This is a genomic window from Streptomyces xanthophaeus (assembly GCF_030440515.1).
Classification (GTDB): Bacteria; Actinomycetota; Actinomycetes; order Streptomycetales; family Streptomycetaceae; genus Streptomyces; species Streptomyces kutzneri.
This window is the reverse complement of the sequence record NZ_CP076543.1, coordinates 3318407-3339021: the sequence shown is the minus strand read 5'-3', so window position 1 is coordinate 3339021 and position 20615 is coordinate 3318407. Positions and strand designations below refer to the sequence as shown.

Below are 20615 nucleotides of genomic sequence, written 5' to 3'. Positions count from 1 at the left end.
CAGCAGACATGGACAGCAGCAGCACCAATCAGCGCCGCATGCGCTCCGGCGCCGTCGCCCTCGGAGGCATGGGCCTGCTCGCGGCCACGCTCGTGGCCTGCGGCAGCAGCGACGAACCGGACAAGCGCTGTGCCTCCCGCTCGACGCTCAACCAGCTGAACAACAAGGAGTGCAAGACCGGCGGCACCGGCGCCTACTACTACGGCGGCTACGTCAGCTCCGGCAAAGTCGCCGGCGGCAGCTTCGACAAGTCCGCCGTCACCCGCGGCGGCATCGGCGGCCACTCCAGCTCCGGTTCCAGCGGCGGCTGACCGAGACCATGCAGCGGCACACCATCGAGCCCCGTCCCGACTGGCAGAAGACCGTCGAGGAGCAGGGTCTGATCTATCCCCTGACCCGCTACCCCGACGACTCCCTGCGCCCCTACTGGGACGAGAGCGCGTACTACTCCTTCTCGCTCCCCGAGGTCGAGGCCCTGGAGAACGTCGTCGAGGAGCTGCACGCCATGTGCCTGGCCGCGGCCGCGCACATCGTCGAGCACGACCGCTTCGCCGACCTCGGCATCACCGATCCGAAGCTGGCCGCGCTGATCGCCGAGTCCTGGCGCCGCCGCGCCGAACAGCCCTCCCTCTACGGCCGTTTCGACCTGCGCTACGACGGCAGCGGCAGCCCGGCCAAGATGCTGGAGTACAACGCGGACACCCCCACCTCCCTCGTGGAGGCGGCGAGCCCCCAGTGGTTCTGGATGGAGGAACGCTTCCCCGGCGCCGACCAGTGGAACTCCCTCCACGAGCGCCTCGTCGACGCCTGGCGGCGCCAGGCCGAGCTGCTCCCGCCCGGCCCGCTGCACTTCGCGCACTCCGAGACCGACGAGCTCGGCGAGGACCTGATGACGGTCGCCTACCTCCAGGAGACCGCCGAACAGGCCGGCCTGGACACGCACGCGCTCTCCGTCGAGCAGATCGGCTGGGACAGCCTGTCCGGCCGGTTCGTGGACGAGAAGCTCCGCTTCATCCGCTCCTGCTTCAAGCTCTACCCGTGGGAGTGGCTGGCCACGGACGAGTTCGGCCCGCAGGTCCTCGGCACCTACGACCACGGTGGCGGCTCCGGCTCCACCTGCTGGATCGAGCCGCTGTGGAAGATGCTGCTGTCCAACAAGGCGCTGCTCGCGATCCTGTGGGAGCTCTTCCCGGAGCACCCCAACCTGCTGCCCGCCTACCTCGACGGCCCGCGCGAGCTCGCCGAGCCCGGGTCCGCCGGCTACGTGGCCAAGCCCCTCCTCGGCCGTGAGGGCGCGGGGGTCACCCTGCACGAGGCGGGCGACGGCGGCGAACCCTTCGTACCGGAGGAGGGGGAGCGGTACTGCTTCCAGGGCCTGGCGCCGCTGCCCGACTTCGACGGCAACCGGGTGGTGCTCGGTGCATGGGTCGTCGAGGACGAAGCGGCGGGGCTCGGCATCCGGGAATCGGCGGGGCCGGTCACGGACGAGTACGCCCGCTTCCTGCCCCACGTCATCCTCTGACCGGACCGGGGGGAAGCCCTACGCGCCGAGCACCGACCGGAGCTGGGCCAGGCCCCAGTCCAGGTCCTCCTTGCTGATCACCAGCGGCGGGGCGATCCGGATCGTCGACCCGTGGGTGTCCTTCACCAGCACCCCGAGTTCCATCAGCTTCTCGGAGATCTCCCGGCCGGTGCCCCGCGAGGGGTCGATGTCGACGCCCGCCCACAGCCCGCGGCCGCGTACGGCGGTCACCGCGCCCCCGCCGACCAGCAGGTTCAGTTCCCGGTGCAGGTGCTCGCCCAGCTCGGTGGCGCGGCCCTGGAACTCGCCGGTCCGCAGCATCGCGATCACCTCCAGGGCGACCGCGCACGCGAGCGGGTTCCCGCCGAAGGTGGACCCGTGCTCCCCGGGCCGGAACACCCCGAGCACATCCCGGTCGGCGACCACGGCCGACACCGGCACCACGCCGCCGCCGAGCGCCTTGCCGAGGATGTAGACGTCCGGGACGACCCCCTCGTGCTCGCACGCGAAGGTCCGGCCGGTCCGTCCCAGCCCCGACTGGATCTCGTCCGCCATGAAGAGGACGTTCCGCTCGCGGGTCAGCTCCCGTACGCCGCTCAGGTACCCGGCGGGCGGCACCAGCACCCCCGCCTCGCCCTGGATCGGCTCCAGCAGCACGGCCACCGTGTTCTCGGTGACGGCGTGGGCCAGCGCGGTGAGGTCCCCGTACGGAACGATCTCGAAGCCCGGCGTGTACGGGCCGAAGTGGTCACGGGCCTCGTGGTCCGTGGAGAAGGAGACGATGGTCGTGGTCCGCCCGTGGAAGTTGTCCGCGGCGACCACGATCTTGGCGTGCCCGTCCGGGACGCCCTTGACCTCGTAGCCCCACTTGCGGGCGGTCTTCACCGCCGTCTCCACGGCCTCCGCCCCCGTGTTCATGGGGAGCACCATCTCCTTGCCGCACAGCGCGGCGAGCTCGGTACAGAAGTCGGCGAAGCGGTCGTGGTGGAAGGCGCGCGAGGTGAGCGTGACCCGTTCCAGCTGGGCGCGGGCGGCGTCGATCAGACGGCGGTTGCCGTGCCCGAAGTTGAGGGCCGAGTACCCGGCGAGCATGTCGAGGTATCTGCGGCCCTCGACATCGGTCATCCAGGCGCCTTCGGCGGACGCGACGACCAGGGGCAGCGGATGGTAGTTGTGCGCACTGTGGGCGTCCGCGGCGCGGATGGCATCAGCAGTTGTCGACACGGGGTCTCCGATCGTCCGTCCGGCGCGGTGAGCGCCGGTGCAGCGGTGACGAGGGTGGCGTCACCTTCTTATCGTCGCTCGTATCGCGGACGCAGAAACCTCTCTCCCGGCGCGCCCGCTAAGGTGTCCGGTACGCACGGCGACTGGCGTACGGGGAACCAACTCCGGGGGAGTCGTGCGCGCTCGACCGCATACAGGGCCGCTCGCCTGGGCCTCGCGGGGTACCGATCACATCGACCCCGGAGGAGCCCGCCATGTCCGCGAGCCGCCATCCCGCCCTTCTCTCCACCGACCCCGAGCTGGCGTCCTTCGTCGCGGCGGAGGAAGTGCTGCAGGCACAGACCCTGCGCCTGATCCCCAGTGAGAACTACGTGTCCGCGGCCGTCCTCGAAGCCTCCGGCACCGTGCTGCAGAACAAGTACAGCGAGGGCTACCCCGGCCGCCGCTACTACGAGGGCCAGCAGAACATCGACCGCGTCGAGGCACTGGCGATCGAGCGGGCCAAGGGCCTGTTCGGCGTGGACCACGCCAACGTCCAGCCGTACTCCGGCTCGCCCGCCAACCTGGCCGTGTACCTGGCCTTCGCGAAGCCGGGCGACACCGTGATGGGCATGGCCCTGCCGATGGGCGGGCACCTGACGCACGGCTGGGGCGTCTCGGCGACCGGCTCCTGGTTCCGGGGCGTGCAGTACGGCGTCCGCGCCGACACCGGGCTGATCGACTACGACGCGGTGCGCGAGCTGGCCCTCGCCGAGCGGCCCAAGCTGATCTTCTGCGGCGGTACCGCCCTGCCGAGGACCATCGACTTCGCCGCCTTCGCGGAGATCGCGCGGGAGGCGGGCTCGATCCTGGTCGCCGACGTCGCCCACATCGCGGGCCTGATCGCGGGCGGCGCGCACCCGTCCCCGGCGGACCACGTCGACGTCATCTCCACCACCACGCACAAGACCCTGCGCGGTCCGCGGGGCGCGATGCTGATGTGCCGGGAGGAGCACGCGAAGGCCATCGACAAGGCGGTCTTCCCGGGCCTGCAGGGCGGCCCGCACAACCAGACGACGGCCGGTATCGCGGTGGCGCTGCACGAGGCCGCGCAGCCGTCCTTCGTCTCGTACGCCCACGCGGTCGTCGCCAACGCCAAGGCGCTGGCCGCGGCGCTGCTGGAGAAGGGCTTCGACCTGGTCTCGGGCGGTACGGACAACCACCTGATCCTGATCGACCTGACGGGCAAGGACGTGCCGGGCAAGATCGCGGCCAAGGCCCTGGACCGGGCGGGCATCGTCGTGAACTACAACACGGTGCCGTTCGACCCGCGCAAGCCGTTCGATCCCTCGGGCATCCGCATCGGCACGCCGTCGCTGACGTCCCGAGGGCTGTCCGCGGAGCACATGCCGCTGGTGGCCGACTGGATCTCGCGCGCGGTCGACGCCGCCGCGAAGGGCGACGAGCAGGCGCTCGCCGTGATCCGCGCGGAGGTCACGGACCTCATGGCCGCCTTCCCGGCCCCGGGCCTGCCGCTGTCCTGATCTGCGGCACCGCTGCCGGGGGCGCCGCCCCCGGACCCCCGCGCCTCACACGCCGGCGGGGCTGGATTTCCAGCCCGCCCGGCGTTTGAGGGCGTCCCTCGGCCGGAGCCGCCGCCGCACCGTCCGGCCCCGCGCAGCGGTGTTGGACCGGCCCGTCCCGGGGCGGAAATCGGTCGCTCGGCCGGGGCGGGATCCGGACGATCCGCTACCGCCGGGTACACCGGCGCGGGGCGGCCGGACCCGGCGCGACCCGGAGGGATCCGGCCGCCGGCGGGCACGGGCCCGCCCCCGCACCTGAGAGAATGAAGCCATGGCTTCTGATCGTCCTCGCGCGCTCTCCGGCATCCAGCCCACCTCCGGTTCGTTCCACCTCGGGAACTACCTCGGAGCCATCCGCCAGTACGTCGCCCTGCAGGAGACGCACGACGCCTTCTACATGGTGGTCGACCTGCACGCGATCACCATGCCGCAGGATCCGAAGGATCTGCGCGCGAACACCCGCCTCTCCGCCGCCCAGCTGCTGGCCGCCGGCCTGGACCCCGAGCGCTGCACGCTCTTCGTCCAGAGCCACGTTCCCGAGCACGCGCAGCTCGGCTGGGTCATGAACTGCATCACCGGCTTCGGCGAGGCCAGCCGGATGACCCAGTTCAAGGACAAGTCCGCCAAGGGCGGCGTCAACAGCGCCAGTGTCGGCCTGTTCACGTACCCGATCCTGCAGGTCGCCGACATCCTGCTGTACCAGGCGAACGCCGTCCCCGTCGGCGAGGACCAGCGCCAGCACATCGAGCTGACCCGCGACCTGGCGGAGCGCTTCAACCAGCGCTACGGCCGGACCTTCACCCTCCCCGCCGCGCACATCGTCAAGGAGGTCGCGAAGATCTACGACCTCCAGGACCCGGCGATCAAGATGTCGAAGTCCGCGTCGTCCCCCAAGGGCCTGATCAACCTCCTCGACGAGCCCAAGGTCACCGAGAAGAAGATCAAGAGCGCGGTCACCGACACCGAGGCCGAGATCCGCTTCGACTCCGAGAAGAAGCCCGGCGTCAGCAACCTGCTCACAATCTACTCCACCCTCACGGGCGAGACGATCACCGAGCTGGAGGCCAGGTACGAGGGCAAGGGCTACGGCGCGCTGAAGACCGACCTGGCCGGCGTGATGGTCGATTTCGTCACACCGTTCAAGAAGCGGACCCAGGAGTACCTGGACGACCCGGAGACGCTGGATTCCCTCCTGGCCAAGGGCGCGGAGAAGGCCCGCGCGGTCGCCGCCGAGACCCTCGCGCAGGCCTACGACCGCCTCGGTCTGCTGCCCGCCAAGCACTGACGAACGCAACTACGGACAGAGAGCCCTGGCACGAATGGGGGTGCTGCCGCCACACTGGGGCGGCAGCAGTCCACAGCGACAAGCGGAGGAGAGATACGTGGGGACCGTAACGCTCGGCGTTTCGATCGCGGTCCCGGAGCCGTACGGCAGCCAGCTCCAGGAGCTGCGCGCGGGCTTCGGGGACGCTGCCGCGCACGGTATCCCCACGCACGTCACCCTCGTCCCGCCCACCGAGGTGGAGGCGGACCGGCTCCCCGCGATCAGGGCCCACCTGGTCGAGGTCGCGGCCGCCTTCCGGGCCTTCCGGATGCGGCTGGCCGGCACCGGAACCTTCCGCCCCCTCTCGCCGGTCGTCTTCGTCAAGATCGCCGAAGGGGCGGCGGGCTGCACCCGCCTCCAGAGCGAGGTCCGCGACCCCCAGGGGCCGCTCGACCGGGATCTGGCGTTCCCGTACCACCCGCACGTCACGGTCGCCCACGGGATCTCCGAGGAGGAGATGGACCTGGCGTTCACGACCCTCGCCGAGTACGCCGCCGAGTGGATCTGCGACGGCTTCGCGCTCTACGAGCAGGGCTCGGACGGGGTCTGGCGCAAGCTGCGCGAGTACCCGTTCGGGATCGGACCGAACTGCGTCCCGGCACAGGCGGGCTCACCCGCCGACCAGGCCACCGAGGCGGCGGGCACGGCCGGGACCGCCGGGGCGACCGCAGCACCGTCCTGACGGGACGGGCGCGGGGCCAGGGGCGGGGCCAGGGGCAGGCGCAGGGCCATGGGGAGCCGGGCGATGCACCGGGCACGGAATCTCAGCCTTCGCAGGACCAGGGTGTGGAACGGGCGACCCGTAGGGCGCGTTTCGGGAAAAGTCACAATCGACGACCGTAGCCGCCAGAAGCGACAATCCCGGCTATTTCCGGCGGCTGAATTACGGTGACCCCATGGACTGGCTGACGAAACTCCCGGTGATCGGGCCGCTGGCGTCCCGTCTGATGCGGACGCACGCGTGGCGTTCGTACCAACGCCTGGACCGCGTGCACTGGACCCGCCTCGCCGCCGCCATCACCTTCATCAGCTTCCTCGCGCTCTTCCCGCTGATCACCGTGGCCGCCGCGGTCGGCGCGGCGCTGCTCAGCCCGGAGCAGCTGGACCGGCTGGAGAAGAACCTGTCCGAACAGGTCCCGGGCATCTCCGACCAGCTCGACATCGAGGGGCTCGTCGCCAACGCCGGCACGGTCGGTCTCGTCGCCGGCGCCCTCCTGCTCGTGACCGGTGTCAGCTGGGTGGGCTCGATGCGGGACTGCCTGCGCGCCGTGTGGGAGAAGGACGACGAGGACGACGGGAACCCGTTCGCCCGCAAGGGCAAGGACACGCTCGTCCTCCTCGGCCTCGGCGGCGTGGGCCTGGCCTCCGCCGCCGCCTCCATCCTCGGATCCAGCGCGGTCGGGAAGACCGCCGAATGGCTGGACATCCCGCGCGAGGGCGCCGGCGGCGCTCTGCTGCGCTCCTTCGCCTTCCTCGTCGGCGTCGTGGCCGCCTTCCTGCTGCTGCTCTACGTCCTGACCCTGCTCCCGGGCGTCGAACCGCCGCGCGGCCGCCTGATCCAGGCGGCCCTCATCGGCGCGGCCGGCTTCGAACTGCTGAAACTGCTGCTCAGCGGCTATATGCGGGAGGTCGCCGGGAAGAGCATGTACGGGGCCTTCGGCGTACCGATCGCCCTGCTGCTCTGGATCAACTTCACCTCGAAACTGCTGCTCTTCGTCTCGTCCTGGACGGCCACGCGCGACGACGCGGACGGCGACGGCGCCGAAGACCCTCCGGCCGCCGGGGCGACGCGGACGGCGTAGGAACGCGCCGGTGGCGCACCGGTGTGGGGCCCGGTGCGCCACCGGAGTACTGCCGGCGGGACGTCCTACCAGGTGCCGTTGCCGCAGCCGTACACCCACCGGTGCGAGGCGGCGTTGTCGTGGACCGCCTTCCACTGACCGCTGGCGTCGCCGTTGCGGGTCCAGTTGAACGACTGCGCGTTGCCCCGCAGGTTCCACTCGGTGCCGTAGCCGATGCAGGCGTAGGCGCCGGTGTTGTTCTCGTTGTAGTAGATGTTGACGTGGTCGCGGCCGCCGGCGCTGCCGCTGTTGCGGACCCAGTCGACCTTGTTCTTGACCTGGTACGGCCAGTCGCTGGAGTTTCCGGCGTTCTGGTAGAGGTAGTTGTAATCGTCCGAGTAGGCACAGAAGTTCGTGTATCCGCAGCCGCCGTCGGCCTGCGCCGCGGTCGGAACGGCCACGACCGCCGCACCGGCGATCGCGAGGCCCGCGAGGAGCGTCCTGAGCTTGTTCATCTGGGGTCCCTCCCAATGAGTGCCGTACATGGTTCACCGCCGGTCGGCGGTACGCGATGTCAGCTCCCGGCGTGCCGGGCGACCACATCGCGAGCTGTGGGCAGGGCCGCCACCTGCATCCGCCGCATGGCGTCGAAGGCGGCCCCGTTCTCGGCGCGGATCATGTCCGAATAGCGCCGGTGCAGGTCCTGTGCGGTATCGGCGAGGCCCGTCGAGCGGGCGCACTCGGCCTGCGCGGTGGCCATCGGCACGTCCTGCGCCTCGGCGGCCGGTCCGGTGCGTGCCAGTTGTTCGTCGCGCTGCCGGACCGGGTGCACGGCCGGGAAACCGCGCCGGCCGACGCACTCGCTCCACCCGGCCAGCGCCGTCCGGAAGGCGGGGTCCTGGCCGACCCGGCCGGTGCGCACCGCGCCGAGCTGTTTCACGGTCTCGCTGGAGCCGTACCAGAGGCGTACGTCCCCGTAGAGCTGTCGCCACGACTCGGTGATGCAGCCCCGGTCGCTGTGGCTCAGCGTGCCGCCGCCCGGGTTCTCGACCGCCAGCCCCTTCGAGTCGGGCCCCATGAGGGCCACCCCCAGAGCCTCCAGCCGCTCCGCGGAGAGCCCGCTCTGGTAGCGGCCGCGCGGGCCCGACGCCGCCTCCTCGTCCAGCTGCTGCTCGATCCGGCGCCCGAACCCGTGGCGGCGGGCCCAGTCCACGTCGTCCACGCCGTACGGGAAGTCCCGCCAGTCCGGGTGCGGCACGCGCGGGACCGGCCAGTACGAGAATCCCTGCGCCCGCATGCAGTCCTGTACGAGCAGCTCTCCGGCCGTGTGGAGCAGGTCCAGCTCGGCGGTCTCCAGGGAGCGCGCCGGGGTCCGCTGCCCGGCGCCGTCCGCCGGGAGAGCGGTCCAGGCCGCCACGGCGAGCAGCGCGCCGCAGGCCACCACGACGACGGCCGACCATCTCCTCCGCATGGGAGGACCCCCTTCCCGTCGGCGTCATGCCGACGGGAGCGAGCAAACCCTGCCGCAGTCCTGTGGTGAACCTGTGAGTTGATAGGTGGCGCCGGCCCGCCGGCCGGGCTAGGCCGTCTCGGAAGAGACGGACCGACGCCGCTCCGGCGGTCTCAGACCAGGTCCTCGCCGCGGCTCCGGCGTCCCCGGGGCCAGCGGCGGTTGACCATGAAGGCGCCACCCGCCAGGACGGCCAGCACGCCGCCCGCGACGGCCAGCGCGGTACCCGCACCGGCGCCCGAGTCCTTGCCGGCCGCCGACGGGTCGTTCTCGTGCGACTGGGCCGGGGAGCCGTGCGAGGAGGTGTCCGCGCTCTTCGGCGGCACCAGCTCACCCACCGGCTTGACCTTCCCGGCCGCCGCGAAGCCCCAGTCGAGGAGCGCGGCGGTCTGCTCGTACACCTGGTTCGCCCCGCCCCCGTCCGGGTTCATCACCGTGACGAGCAGCTTCCTGTCACCCTGCTGGGCGGCGCCGGTGAAGGTGGCCCCGGCCATCGAGGTGTTGCCGTTCTTCACCCCGGCCATCCCCTTGTACGGGGTGATCCCGGCCGCGCCCGTCAGCAGCCGGTTGGTGTTCGAGATCTCGAAGTACTCGCGCGGCTTCCCGGGCTCCTGCAGCCCGGGGAACTTCGCGGTCACCGTGCCGCAGTACTCCCTGAAGTCCTGCTTCTGCAGCCCGGAGCGGGCGAACAGCGTGAGGTCGTACGCGCTCGACACCTGCCCCGGGGCGTCGTACCCGTCCGGGGACACCACATGGGTGTCCAGTGCCTGGAGCTCCTCGGCGTGCGCCTGCATGTCCTTGACGGTCTTGTCGATGCCGCCGTTCATGGCCGAGAGCACGTGCACGGCGTCGTTGCCGGACTTGAGGAACACGCCGAGCCACAGGTCGTGGACCGAGTATTCGAGGTGCTCCTTGACCCCGACCATGCTGCTGCCCGGGCCCACGCCCTCCATGTCCTTGTCGGTGACCTGGTGGATCTGGTCCTTGGGCAGGTTCGGCAGCACGGTGTCCGCGAAGAGCATCTTCATGGTCGAGGCGGGGGGCAGCTGCCAGTGCGCGTTGTGCGCGGCCAGCACCTCGCCGGACTCGGCGTCCGCCACGATCCACGACCGCCCGGTCAGGTTCGCGGGCAGCGCGGGCGCGCCCGGCAGCAGGTTCACCTGGGTCCCCGGCTGGCCGAGCAGGGATCCGCCGACCGTGGACATCGAGACGGGCGGTGCGGGGGCCGGGGCCTGGGCCGGCCCGCCCTTCGCGTCGGCCGGCGGGGTCGGCGCGGCGTGCGCGGGAGCCACCAGCACGCTGGGGACCAGCAACGCGGCGGAAAGGACCGTCAGTGCGGTCGTCTTGGCAGACACGCAGGTGAAAGTACATCCCGATGAGCTGGAGGGCGCAGCGGACCGGCCAATTCGAGGCAACCAACCCCGGGACAGCCCACCCCGGCGCGTCCGTCCTGGGGACGAATCCGATACTGAAGGCATGAGACTCAGCCGTACCGCCTCCTGGTTCCTGCTCGCCTTCGGCGTGTGGAGCTGGTTCATCTGGGTGTCTTTCGTCCGGAACCTGTGGAAGAACGGCAGTGGTCTTGCCTTCGATGCGGCCGGCGATCCCACGTCCTACTTCTGGGTGCACCTGACGCTCGCGGTGACGTCCTTTCTCCTGGGGACGGCCGTCGGTCTGATCGGGTTGCGCAGCGTTCTCGCCCTGCGGCGTGAATCACGCACGGAGCCTGCGGACGGTGCGGATGGTACGGACCGCGGCGACCGTCCGGACGGGGGAACCCCGGCATGACGATCCTGGTCTTCGCCCTCGTCGCCCTGGCGGTCTGCGCCCTGCTGGTCCTGGTCCACCGCTGGCTCTGGATCCGCCTGGTCCGCGACACCACCGCCCCCGGCGGCCGGACCCGGCGCATCGGCACGGCCTTGGCCATCACCCTGCCCCTCCTCTCTGTGGCAGCGCTCACCACGGGCCGCGCGGGCGCCCCCTTCTGGCTCCAGCAGACGGTGGCCTGGCCCGGGTACCTCTGGCTCGCGGTACTCCTGTACCTGACCCTGACGATGCTGGTCGCGGAGCCGATCCGCGCGCTGTCGCTCCGCCGTCTGGCCCACCGTGATTCCGCCGGATCGGTGGCGGAGCTGCCGGAGCCCGTGGAGGTGCCCGCCGCGGCGGCACCCGCGGCCGCCCCGGCCACCGCGGAGCGGCCCGCCACGGGCGACGGGCTGAGCCGCCGCCGGTTCGTCGCCCGCACGGTCGGCGGGGCGGCCGCCGCCGTGGCCCTCGGCACGGTCGGAGCCGGGACCTACGGGGTCCTGCGCGGGCCGAGCGTGAAGCGGGTGCGGGTCCCCCTCGCGAAGCTGCCGCGCGCGGCACACGGTTTCCGGATCGCCGTCGTCAGCGACGTCCACCTCGGCCCGGTGCTCGGCCGCGCCCACACCCAGCGCATCGTCGACACGGTCAACCGCACCCAGCCCGACCTCATCGCCATCGTCGGCGACCTCGTCGACGGCAGCGTTCCCGACCTCGGGTCCGCCGCGGAGCCCCTGCGCCGGCTCGCCGCCCGCCACGGCTCGTACTTCGTCACCGGGAACCACGAGTACTTCTCGGGCGCCCAGCAGTGGATCGACCACGTCCGCGAGCTGGGGCTGAACCCGCTGGAGAACGCCCGCCGCGAGCTGCCGTACTTCGACCTCGCCGGGGTCAACGACATCCAGGGGGAGCGGGAGGGCAAGGGCCCCGACTTCGGCGCGGCCCTCGGTGACCGGGACCGCACGCGGGCCGCCGTACTCCTCGCGCACCAGCCCGTCGTCATCCACGACGCCGTCCGCCACGGCGTCGACCTCCAGCTCTCCGGCCACACCCACGGCGGCCAGCTCTGGCCCGGCAACTACCTCGCGGAGCTCGCCAACCCCACCGTCGCGGGTCTGGAGCGCTACGGCGACACGCAGCTCTACGTGTCCCGCGGGGCCGGAGCATGGGGGCCGCCGGTCCGGGTGGGAGCGCCCTCCGACATCACGGTCGTCGAACTCGCCTCATTTCAGGCCTGATCCGCCTCAAACCTCGAAGCGCCCTCGTCAACTCGCCTTCCGGTGGCTGATATTCCGTGATGGGATGACCGTTAATCGGACAGCGCGTCGCTGTCATCGGGTCATGGGGTGGGGTTCAGGGGATGCGGTCTGTCCGCTCGAAGGTAATCGCGGCCGGGCTGGTCCTCGGCGTGGCCGGCGTAGGCGCCTGGCAGTTGCTGCCCGAGGACGGAAGCGGGCGTGGCGCCGTCCGGGTCGGCACGACTGACGTCGTCTCCTCCCTCGACCCGGCCGGGGCGTACGACGCAGGTTCCTGGGCCCTGTTCAGCAACATCTACCAGTCGCTGCTGACCATCAAGCCCGGCTCCGACGCCCCCGTGCCCGACGCCGCCGCCTCCTGCGGTTTCGTGGGCCAGAAGCTCACCATCTACCAGTGCGAACTCCGCTCCGACGTGAAGTTCGCGGGCGGCCGCACCATCACCGCCGAGGACGTCAAACACTCCTTCGACCGCATCAAGGCGATCAACTCCGACCAGGGGCCTGCCCCCCTCTTCAACACCCTGGAGTCGGTCAAGGCCGAGGGGCGCACGGTCACCTTCAACCTCTCCGCCGGCGACTCCACCTTCCCCTTCAAGATCGCGACGGGCGCCGCCTCGATCGTCGACAAGGACACGTACCCGGCGAAGGCCCTGCGCGAGGACGGCAAGGCGGACGGCTCCGGTCCGTACACGCTGGGCGGCTACAAGGCCGGTACGAGTGTCGAGCTCAAGCCCAACACCTCGTACAAGGGCCAGGGCAAGCCGGCGCACACGCCGGTCACCGTCAAGTACTTCAAGGACTCCGAGCAGCTCGACCAGGCCTGGAAGGGCCACCAGATCGACGTCGCCCACCGGGACATGCCGCCCGCCGTGCTCGCCGGCCTCAACCCGGGCATGAAGGACACCCGCTACCAGGCCTCCGGCGGCAGCGAGATCCGCTCCGTCGTCTTCAACGTGCGCCCCGGCTCCTCCGCGGCCCCCCTCGCCGTCCGGCAGGCCGTCGCCGCCGTCCTCGACCGGGCCAAGGTCGCCGCCGAGGTCCACAAGGGGACCGTCACCCCGCTGTACTCCCTGGTCCCGGCGGGCATCGCCGGCCACAGCACGCCGTTCTTCGACGCCTACCCGGCCCCGAACGCGGCCACCGCCAAGAAGCTCTTCAAGGACGCCGGCATCACCTCCGCCGTCCACCTCAACCTCGGCGTGAACGTACGCGGCGCGAACATGCCCGAGGCCGAGGAGGTCAAGCGGCAGCTGGAGTCCACCGGCCTCTTCCAGGTGACGATCAAGCCGGTCGAGAAGTGGAGCGACTTCCAGAAGGGGTACGCGGCGGGCGAGTTCGACGCCTACACCATCGGCTGGATCGCGGACTTCCCGGACGCGGACAACTTCCTCGCCCCGCTCGTCGGCACCGACTCGTCCATGAACAACGGCTTCTCCGACAAGCACGTCGACGAGCTGATCGCCCGCACCCAGTCCCACGCGGAGCGGAGCGAGGCGGCCGGCGAGTTCCGCGACCTCCAGAAAATGGTCGCCCAGCAGGCCCCGATGGTGCCGATCTGGCAGAAGAAGGACTACGTGATGTCCCGCGAGGACGTCACCGGAGCCCAGTACCTGTCGGACGGCACCGGCGTCTGGCGCCTGTGGGAACTCGACTGGCTCTAGTCCGCCTTCGGCTCCGGGTCCGGGTCCGAGGCCCTGCGCCGGGCCCCGGCCGTGGCCGTCTGGGCCATGCCCGGCAGGAAGTCCGCGAACAGCTCGTGCACTTCCCGCACCAGCGGCCGCAGCACCCGGAAACGGGCCAGCACGATGCCCCGCGTCGTCAGCTGCGCGCCGCGCTCGGCGAGCCGGCGCGTCTTCTCGCTGTTCGGCGAGCGGTCGAAGACCCAGTACAGGACCAGGCCCATCTGCGCGAGCCACATCAGCTCGGGCAGTACGTCGGCCAGCTCGGCCGGCACCTTGGTCTTCGCGCCGGCCAGCACCTCGCGGTGGATGCGGATCGCCGCCTGCCGCGCCTGCTCGGACTCCGGCGAGAACGGGCTGAGCGGACTCTCGGGATCCGCCGCGTTCTTGAAGAACTGGGAGGCGAACTCGTGGTACGGAGCCGCGATGTCCAGCCAGGCCGTCAACACGCCCGCGTACCGCTTCTGCAGGTCGGTCTCGTTGTCCAGGATGGGCCGGACCGCCGCCTGGTGGGCGGCGCCGATCCGGTCGTAGAACCCCTGGACCAGGTGTTCCTTCGACTCGAAGTAGTAATAGGCGTTGCCGACCGAGACGCCGGCCTCCTTCGCGATACCCCGCATCGTCGTCTTGTCGAAGCCGCGCTCCTGGAAGAGGCGGAGCGCGGTTTCGAGGATGAGCGTGCGGGTCTGCTCGCTCTTGGGAGCCTTCTGATCAGTCACGGTGTATGAGCCTATCGGGGGACGGGGCACTGGTCGTCACAGGCCGGTCCCTCGGCGCCCTCGGGGTGACCCTCGGTACGCACGGCCTGCCGCCAGGCGGAGGCCGTGTACATGGCCGCCCGGGCGAAGGGCCGGCCGGCCGGGGTGGCCAGCCAGTTCGCCTTCGGCCGGTGCTCGGCCAGCGCCCACAGGCACACGATGAAGGCATCGGTGCCGGTCCACACCTGCCCCGAGTCCCCGACGACGGTGATCTCCCGCAGCGTCGAGGCGTGATCGAGCCGGGGGAACCGCCGCTGCGCCTCGAAGGACGCGGCCGGAACCAGGGCGAGCGGGACGAGCCACCGCTGCGCGAGCAGCCAGTGCCGGATGTGCACGCAGAGCGGGCAGTCGGCGTCGTAGAGGACGGTCAGCTTCCGCACGGGCGCGGCGGCGGTCGTCACGGCTCAGGCCCCGACCGGTGCGGTCCACGCCTGCGGGGGGACGGGCGGAGTCTGCTGGCGCTCCATGATCCCGCGGCGGCGCATCTTGTTCAGCACCCACACGTTGCCGAGGTGCATGACGCCGAGGACCAGCAGGACGACGCCGAGCTTGACCGAGAGGGCCTCGAAGAGGGCGCGGGGGGTCTGGATCTCCTCGCTCGACCGGAGGTAGAGGGTCACGAAGCCGATGTTCACGAGGTAGAAGCCGACCACGAGGAGCTGGTTGACGGCGTCCGCGAGCTTCTCGTTCCCGTGCAGGACGTCACCGATGAAGACGCGGCCGTTGCGGCTGAGCGTGCGGGCCACCCAGATGGTGAGGGCGATGCTGATGAGCAGGTAGATGACGTACGTGACTACGGTGAGATCCATGGTCCCCAGCCCCTTTGAACGTGTTCAACTGCTGACAGGGATGACTGTAGGCCTCTTTTTGAACAAGTTCAAGCGATGTTCGGCGGGTGCTCCGGCCCTCGCGCGGTACTCGGTGTTCGGCGATCACTGCGGAACCGATCAGCTCCAGCTCAGTGGTCGGCCGACCCGCCGGGGTCGAGGCGAAGGCCGTGGATGACGAAGCCGCTCTGCGGGTCAGGCGCGGAGATCACATGGCGGCCGGCGGGCGGCTCTCCGCAGCGGTACGCCCGGCCGACAGGCCGAGGTGGCCGGCGCCCGCCAGCCCCGCGCGGTCGCCCAGCCGGGCGGTCACCACGTGCGGGACGGCCAATCCGGTCGTCTGCCCGCCCAGGACCTCGTGGAGCCTCGCGCGGACCCGGTCGCGGAACCACGGGTTGCGCAGCCACACCCCGCCCCCGACGGCGATGGTGTGGGGGTCGCACAGGCCTGCGACGAAGCCGATCACCAGCGCTGCCGCTTCCACCGCGCCGGCGCGGGCGGCGTCGCACTCGGGCCCGTCCGCGCCGTTCTCACCCACGAAGGGGGCGAGGGCCTTGCCCCCGGCCCGCTCGTTGAGCGTACGGCCGTCGGGCGGCAGCGGCAGTGCGGAGACCAGCCCGAGCGACCCGTGCGCCCCGAAGTCCAGACGCCGGCCCCGGACGAGCGCGACGCCCACCCCCGTACCGAAGTTGACGAAGGCAACACGGTCGGCCTCGCCGTGGCCCCCGTAGACGGCCTCGCCGAGGGCCTGGGCGCTGACGTCGTTGACCACGGTCACCGGCAGCCCCAGCCGCCCGGACAACTGCGCAGCCATGTCGTAGCCCCGCAGGTAGGGGAGGCTCCCGCTGCTCGACACCGTTCCGGTGGCCGGATCCACGGCCCCGGTGGAGCCGACCCCGATGCCCGTGACCCGCTCCTGCCGAGCTGAGCGCAGGAGGTCGTAGGCCCCTTCCACGATCGCCTCGGTGATGTCGCCGGTCGACGTGAAGTCCCGTGAGTCAACCTCGCGCACGTGGTGCGTCCTGCCTTGGCCGTCCATCAGGGCCACGCGCAGCCTCGTCTTGCCGAAGTCCACGGCTACGGCGTACTCGCTCATGCTCATCCCTTCGGTCGAGCCACGAGTGTGATTCGTGCCCGGCGCGCCGGGGGCCGAGCCGGTGACGGAACGTGCGGCCGGCCTATTCGGCTGCAGTGCGGTCTGCCGCGCACGGCTCTTCGGGCAGGAGGATGCAGATCCGGAGAGCCCCGTCGAGGAGGGCCCGCCGGTGTTCGTGGTCCCTCAGATGCTCAGCGACCGCGCGTAGTTGAGCTGGGACATCACCCACTGGTAGGTGTACGCGTCCACCGCCGGGATCATCGTGGAGTGGTGGCGGCCGCCGCTGGTGACCGTGACCTGGATGTAGCCGGTGGTGGTCTTCTGCTTCATCAGCAGGAAGAGCAGGCCGAGCAGACAGAAGAGGAAGAAGATGATCGCGAGCACGATCGCGTGCGGCGGGATCTTCTCCTCGGTGCGCGAGAAGTCCGTCGCGTTCCACATCGCGCCCCTGAGCGGCATGTTGCCGGACGGGGTGATGATCTGGTCCCCGGCCACGGTGATGTCGCCGAGGGACAGGCCGGCTCCGCCGACCGGGGCGGCGGCGTTGTAGGCAGGGGTGGGGATGCCGGCTCCGCCGATGGTCGGCTGGTAGGCCGGCGGCGCCGGGTAGGGCTGCGGGTAGCCGTAACTGGCCTCGCCGGGACCCCACTTGTAGTCGCCCTGGCCGGGGGTGGCGGGCATGCCGGGCTGACCGCCCAGGCCTGCGGGGTCGCTCGTGTACGGATTCGGCTGCTGCTCGCTCATGCAGTCGATCCTTCCACAGGGACTCGTGCCCTGTACCCCCGGTCCCGCAACCAGGTCAGAGCGCCGCGCCGACCAGAGCCGCGACGTGCCTGCGCATCAACTCGCGGTCGCTGCTTGCCGGAAGGAGGGAGTAGACGACCGTGCGGCGCCCGCCCTCGGTGGCGAACACCCCGCTCGTGGAACGGCCCATGGAGCCGGTCTTGCCCCAGACGACGGTGCCGCCGATCTCGGCGCGCATCAGTCCGCCCATGCTGAAGCGGTCCGCCGCGCCCCGGGAGAGCGCCGGCATGGCGAACAGCTGCCGCTGCTGGGCGGGCTTCAGCAGTCGGCCGCGCAGCAGACCGGTCATGAAGCGCTCCAGGTCGGGGGCGTTGGAGAGCATGCCGCCCTCGGCCCAGGCCCACGGCTCGATCTCGCCGCCGTCGGCGAGCACCGGGCCGGGGACGGTGCGGTCCCCGCGCTCGGGGGAGTACGTGTGGCGCAGCCCCAGCGGGCGGGCGATGCGGCGCTGGATCTCGTCGGCGTAGGAGCGGCCGGTGACCTTCTCGACGACCATGCCGAGGAGGAAGTAGTTGGCTCCGTTGTACTGCTGCGCGAGCACGGGGTACCGGGGCGCGGCGCACTTCGGGTCGGTCCAGTGGGAGACGACCTGCTCCGGGGTCGGCGCCCTGCCATCCGCGAAGCCGATGCAGGGCTCCTGGATGCCGCTGGTGTGGCTCAGCAGCTGACCGACGGTGATCGGCTTCCAGTGCGACGGGAGGGTCCCCGGGAGGAGCTCCTGGACGGGGGTGTCCAGGGTGAAGCGGCCCTCGCCGGCGAGCTGGAGGACCAGGGTGGAGGTGAACAGCTTGGTGATGCTGCCGATACGGAAGTTCGCGGCCGGGTCCTGCGAGAGCGGGCCGGTGGCCCCGGTCCATCCGGGGCCCGTCCCGCCCACCCGGACCATGGTGCCGCTCGCCATGGCGCCGGGCTTCATCAACGCGGTCAGGGCGGCCGTGTCGACGGCGTGGTGCGCGCGGGCGGTGCCGGCCGCCGCCGCGCCCTGCGGCTCGGCGGCCGAGGCCGGCAGGACGGCGCCGGCGGTGACGGACACGAGGGCCGCGCCCGCGAGGACCAGGGTGGTCCAGCGGTTCGGGCGCGCGGCGGCGGGAGCGGCGTACGGGGTCTTCGTCATGCCTGTGAGTCTGCTGCGGTCGAGATCCACCGGCCATGGGTGAAGCCCCCCACCGGACCCTGAGGGGCCCCTGAGCGCCGCCGGTGGCACGCACGGCCCGTTGTCGGTGGTCACCCCTACTGTCGGCCGTATGGGAATGGTGACCTTCATCGACGGGCCGACCGGCCGGGCCCGCTCGCGGACGACCGCCGGCAGCGCGCAGGACGCCGCGGTGGTGGCGGGCAGGTTCCTCCGTACGGCCCTGGCCCGCTCGACCCCGAACTACGTCTACGAGGAGCAGCTCGACGCGATGCGGCGGCTTCCGGAGCGGGACCGGCGCCTGCTCGTGGAGGAGTTCGCCGCCCGTTACCGGCGGCAGTGCGACACGGAGCCGGTGCGGGTGAAGCTGCTGACGCAGATCGTGCTCGTCGGCGAGGGCCTGGACGCGTTGCCGCTGCCGCAGGAGCGGGCCGCCCAGCTGGAGCGCATCTCCCGGACCTACTGCTTGTGGTGGGCGGACCGGTACGAGGCCTTCGCCATGGCCGAGATCGCCACCGGGCGCACGATTGCCCCGGCCGTCGTCGCGGCCGTCCGGCGCAGCGCCATGGGCGCGGACGGCGCCGGCACCCTCGCCCGGCTCGCCGGACAGCTCACCACGCCCGTGCTCAACGCCGGTGAGGAATGGGCGGAGCGGGCGATGGCGGACGAGCGGTGGCACGAGCTGCTCGCGTACGCGCTGACCGCCAGGGCCGCCAAGCCCTCCGCCGCGTGGGAGAAAGGCGGCCGCGCGCTCCTCGGCCGCCTCGGCGGCGACGACGCCCGCGAGGCCGTGGTGGCCTGGCTGGCCCTCGTCGGGCGGCCGCGGACCGTCGAGCTGGAGCGCGGCCCGTACGAACCGGACGTCAACAACGCCTTCGACCCCTTCAACGCCAACGCCCTGCGCGGCCTGGCATGGCTGCTGTCCTTCCTCCCGCCGCACCCCGGCACGGTCCGCGCGCTCGGCGCACTGGCGCAGAGCGCGCTGAGCAAGGTCGCCGGGATGGGGCCGCGCAACCCGAAGGTGGCCAACGCCGCCGTCAACTCCCTGGCCCGCATGGAGGGTGACGCCGCCCTCGCCGAACTCGCCCGCCTGGGTACCCGGGTGACGTACAAGGGCACCGCCAAGCTCATCGACGCGGCCCTGGGTGCGCGGGCCGCCACGCTCGGCCTCAGCCGTGAGGAGATCGAGGAACTGGCCGTCCCCGCACACGGGTTGACCGAGGTGGGCCGGGCCGCGTTCCGGCTGGGGGAGGCCACCGCGCTGCTGGAGGTGCGCGGGAGCCGGGCCGTGGTCGGCTGGCGCAACGCGGCGGGCAAGCAGGTCAAGAGCGTCCCCGCCACCGTGCGCCGGGACCACGCCGAGGAGCTCAAGGAGCTCAAGACCACGGCCAAGGACATCGACAAGGCACTGTCGGCGCAGGCGGAGCGGCTCGACGGGCAGTTCCTGGCCCTGCGCCGGTGGGAGTACGGGCACTGGCGCGTGCGGTACCTCGACCACCCGCTGGTCGGAACCCTGGCGCGGCGGCTGATCTGGACCGTGGACGGCACGGCCGTCGGCTTCGCGGACGGGCGGCTGCGCACGCTCACGGGCGCCCCCCTGGACCAGGACACCGCGCACGCCACCGTCGAGCTGTGGCACCCCGTCGGCCGGGAGCCCGCCGAGGTGGTCGCCTGGCGGCACTGGCTGGAGCGGTACGCCGTGACGCAGCCCTTCAAGCAGGCCCACCGCGAGGTGTACCTGCTGACCGACACCGAGCGCAGCACGGGCACCCACTCCGACCGCTTCGCCGCGCACGTCCTGCGCCAGCACCAGTTCCACTCGCTGGCAGCGGCCCGGGGGTGGCGCAACAAGCTGCGCCTGTGCGTGGACGACGGAGCTCCGCCGGCCACCCGGGAGCTGCCGCACTGGGGACTGCGCGCCGAGTACTGGATCGAGGGCGACGGGCAGGAGTACGGGGTCGACACCACCGAGTCCGGGAGTTACCTGCGGCTGCGGACCGACCAGGTGCGCTTCTACCCGATCGGCGCCCCGCAGAACGAGGAGGGCGCGTACGGCGGCGCGTACACGATGTGCGTGCGCGACGGCCAAGGCCCCGTCGGCCCGCTGGCGCTCACGGAGATACCGGCGCTGGTGCTGAGCGAGGTGCTGCGGGACGTCGGCCTCTTCGTCGGCGTGGCCGGCATCGGCAGCGATCCGGCCCGGGCCGACGACGGCGGCCCCGGCGTCCCCGATCACCGGCCGGCTCCGCCGCCGATGCCCTGAGGGAACGGCGAAGGCCCCGCCCCCGGAAGAACCGGGGACGGGGCCGAGACCGACGGACGGAGCGCGTCGAGAAG

Annotated in this window: 20 protein-coding genes and 1 riboswitch; of the genes, 10 read left to right on the top strand and 10 right to left on the bottom strand. The window is 71.6% G+C overall.

Features of this window, described 5'->3' with window-relative positions; translation table 11 throughout:
* Positions 1 to 8 precede the first annotated feature (8 nt).
* Both KO717_RS14370 and KO717_RS14365 read left to right on the top strand, forming a co-directional pair.
* Positions 9 to 311: a hypothetical protein gene (locus KO717_RS14370; protein WP_301367082.1), complete on the top strand. Its 303-nt coding sequence runs from the start codon at positions 9 to 11 to the stop codon at positions 309 to 311.
* An 8-nt stretch (positions 312 to 319) separates the two neighbouring features.
* Positions 320 to 1522: a glutathionylspermidine synthase family protein gene (locus tag KO717_RS14365; protein ID WP_301367081.1), complete on the top strand. Its 1203-nt coding sequence runs from the start codon at positions 320 to 322 to the stop codon at positions 1520 to 1522.
* Positions 1523 to 1540: 18 nt separating this feature from the next.
* Here KO717_RS14365 and rocD read toward each other — a convergent pair whose 3' ends face one another.
* Entirely contained in the window at positions 1541 to 2746 is a 1206-nt protein-coding gene (gene rocD / locus KO717_RS14360; RefSeq protein ID WP_030712657.1) for an ornithine--oxo-acid transaminase, read from the bottom strand.
* A 129-nt stretch (positions 2747 to 2875) separates the two neighbouring features.
* Positions 2876 to 2966, top strand: a riboswitch (ZMP/ZTP riboswitch).
* 34 nt (positions 2967 to 3000) lie between these two features.
* On the opposite strand from rocD, the gene glyA reads away from it, so the two are divergent.
* The 4 genes from glyA (at position 3001) to KO717_RS14340 (ending at position 7434) form a co-directional block, all read left to right on the top strand.
* Positions 3001 to 4269, top strand: a complete 1269-nt coding sequence (glyA, locus tag KO717_RS14355) for a serine hydroxymethyltransferase (protein WP_301367080.1) — start codon at positions 3001 to 3003, stop codon at positions 4267 to 4269.
* Positions 4270 to 4579: 310 nt separating this feature from the next.
* Positions 4580 to 5593 carry a tryptophan--tRNA ligase gene (trpS, locus tag KO717_RS14350; protein ID WP_301367079.1) on the top strand — a complete coding sequence of 338 codons (1014 nt, stop codon included), beginning with the start codon at positions 4580 to 4582 and terminating at the stop codon, positions 5591 to 5593.
* 97 nt (positions 5594 to 5690) lie between these two features.
* Positions 5691 to 6314 carry a 2'-5' RNA ligase family protein gene (locus tag KO717_RS14345; RefSeq protein ID WP_301367078.1) on the top strand — a complete coding sequence of 208 codons (624 nt, stop codon included), beginning with the start codon at positions 5691 to 5693 and terminating at the stop codon, positions 6312 to 6314.
* Positions 6315 to 6528: 214 nt separating this feature from the next.
* On the top strand, positions 6529 to 7434 hold the full coding sequence (locus KO717_RS14340) for a YihY/virulence factor BrkB family protein (RefSeq protein ID WP_301367077.1): 906 nt from the start codon (positions 6529 to 6531) through the stop codon (positions 7432 to 7434).
* Between the two features lie 65 nt (positions 7435 to 7499).
* Here the strand turns inward: KO717_RS14340 and KO717_RS14335 are convergent, their stop codons facing one another.
* The 3 genes from KO717_RS14335 to KO717_RS14325 all read right to left on the bottom strand — a co-directional run bounded on the left by KO717_RS14335 (position 7500) and on the right by KO717_RS14325 (position 10278).
* A complete protein-coding gene (locus tag KO717_RS14335; RefSeq protein WP_301367076.1) occupies positions 7500 to 7928 on the bottom strand; it encodes a hypothetical protein in 429 nt (142 codons plus the stop codon).
* 59 nt (positions 7929 to 7987) lie between these two features.
* Entirely contained in the window at positions 7988 to 8884 is an 897-nt protein-coding gene (locus KO717_RS14330; protein ID WP_301367075.1) for a hypothetical protein, read from the bottom strand.
* 152 nt (positions 8885 to 9036) lie between these two features.
* Entirely contained in the window at positions 9037 to 10278 is a 1242-nt protein-coding gene (locus tag KO717_RS14325) for a D-alanyl-D-alanine carboxypeptidase family protein (protein ID WP_301367074.1), read from the bottom strand.
* Between the two features lie 121 nt (positions 10279 to 10399).
* On the opposite strand from KO717_RS14325, the gene KO717_RS14320 reads away from it, so the two are divergent.
* The 3 genes from KO717_RS14320 (at position 10400) to KO717_RS14310 (ending at position 13643) form a co-directional block, all read left to right on the top strand.
* Positions 10400 to 10711, top strand: coding sequence for an SCO4848 family membrane protein (locus tag KO717_RS14320; RefSeq protein WP_301367073.1), 312 nt, complete (start codon positions 10400 to 10402; stop codon positions 10709 to 10711).
* Positions 10708 to 11964 (top strand): metallophosphoesterase, encoded by a 1257-nt coding sequence (locus KO717_RS14315; RefSeq protein WP_301367072.1) that lies wholly within the window; start codon positions 10708 to 10710, stop codon positions 11962 to 11964. The genes KO717_RS14320 and KO717_RS14315 overlap by 4 nt, the downstream gene beginning before the upstream one ends.
* Before the next feature lie 122 nt (positions 11965 to 12086).
* The gene (locus KO717_RS14310) at positions 12087 to 13643 is read left to right on the top strand and encodes an ABC transporter substrate-binding protein (RefSeq protein WP_301367071.1); all 1557 of its coding nucleotides are present in this window, start codon (positions 12087 to 12089) and stop codon (positions 13641 to 13643) included.
* On the opposite strand, the gene KO717_RS14305 is transcribed toward KO717_RS14310, so the two are convergent.
* The 6 genes from KO717_RS14305 to KO717_RS14280 form a co-directional block, all read right to left on the bottom strand.
* Positions 13640 to 14380: a TetR/AcrR family transcriptional regulator gene (locus tag KO717_RS14305; RefSeq protein ID WP_301367070.1), complete on the bottom strand. Its 741-nt coding sequence runs from the start codon at positions 14378 to 14380 to the stop codon at positions 13640 to 13642. The two genes, KO717_RS14310 and KO717_RS14305, sit on opposite strands and share 4 nt — an antisense overlap.
* An 11-nt stretch (positions 14381 to 14391) precedes the next feature.
* Positions 14392 to 14820: a thiol-disulfide oxidoreductase DCC family protein gene (locus KO717_RS14300; protein WP_301367069.1), complete on the bottom strand. Its 429-nt coding sequence runs from the start codon at positions 14818 to 14820 to the stop codon at positions 14392 to 14394.
* Between the two features lie 3 nt (positions 14821 to 14823).
* Positions 14824 to 15228: a hypothetical protein gene (locus tag KO717_RS14295; protein WP_301367068.1), complete on the bottom strand. Its 405-nt coding sequence runs from the start codon at positions 15226 to 15228 to the stop codon at positions 14824 to 14826.
* A 226-nt stretch (positions 15229 to 15454) separates the two neighbouring features.
* Positions 15455 to 16342, bottom strand: coding sequence for an ROK family protein (locus tag KO717_RS14290; RefSeq protein ID WP_301367067.1), 888 nt, complete (start codon positions 16340 to 16342; stop codon positions 15455 to 15457).
* Positions 16343 to 16525: 183 nt separating this feature from the next.
* Complete coding sequence (locus KO717_RS14285) at positions 16526 to 17086, bottom strand: hypothetical protein (protein WP_301367066.1); 561 nt, start codon at positions 17084 to 17086, stop codon at positions 16526 to 16528.
* A 55-nt stretch (positions 17087 to 17141) separates the two neighbouring features.
* Positions 17142 to 18260, bottom strand: a complete 1119-nt coding sequence (locus tag KO717_RS14280; RefSeq protein WP_301367064.1) for a serine hydrolase domain-containing protein — start codon at positions 18258 to 18260, stop codon at positions 17142 to 17144.
* A gap of 130 nt (positions 18261 to 18390) precedes the next feature.
* Between KO717_RS14280 and KO717_RS14275 the strand changes: the two genes are divergently transcribed.
* The gene (locus tag KO717_RS14275) at positions 18391 to 20541 is read left to right on the top strand and encodes a DUF4132 domain-containing protein (RefSeq protein WP_367401526.1); all 2151 of its coding nucleotides are present in this window, start codon (positions 18391 to 18393) and stop codon (positions 20539 to 20541) included.
* Positions 20542 to 20615 lie beyond the last annotated feature (74 nt).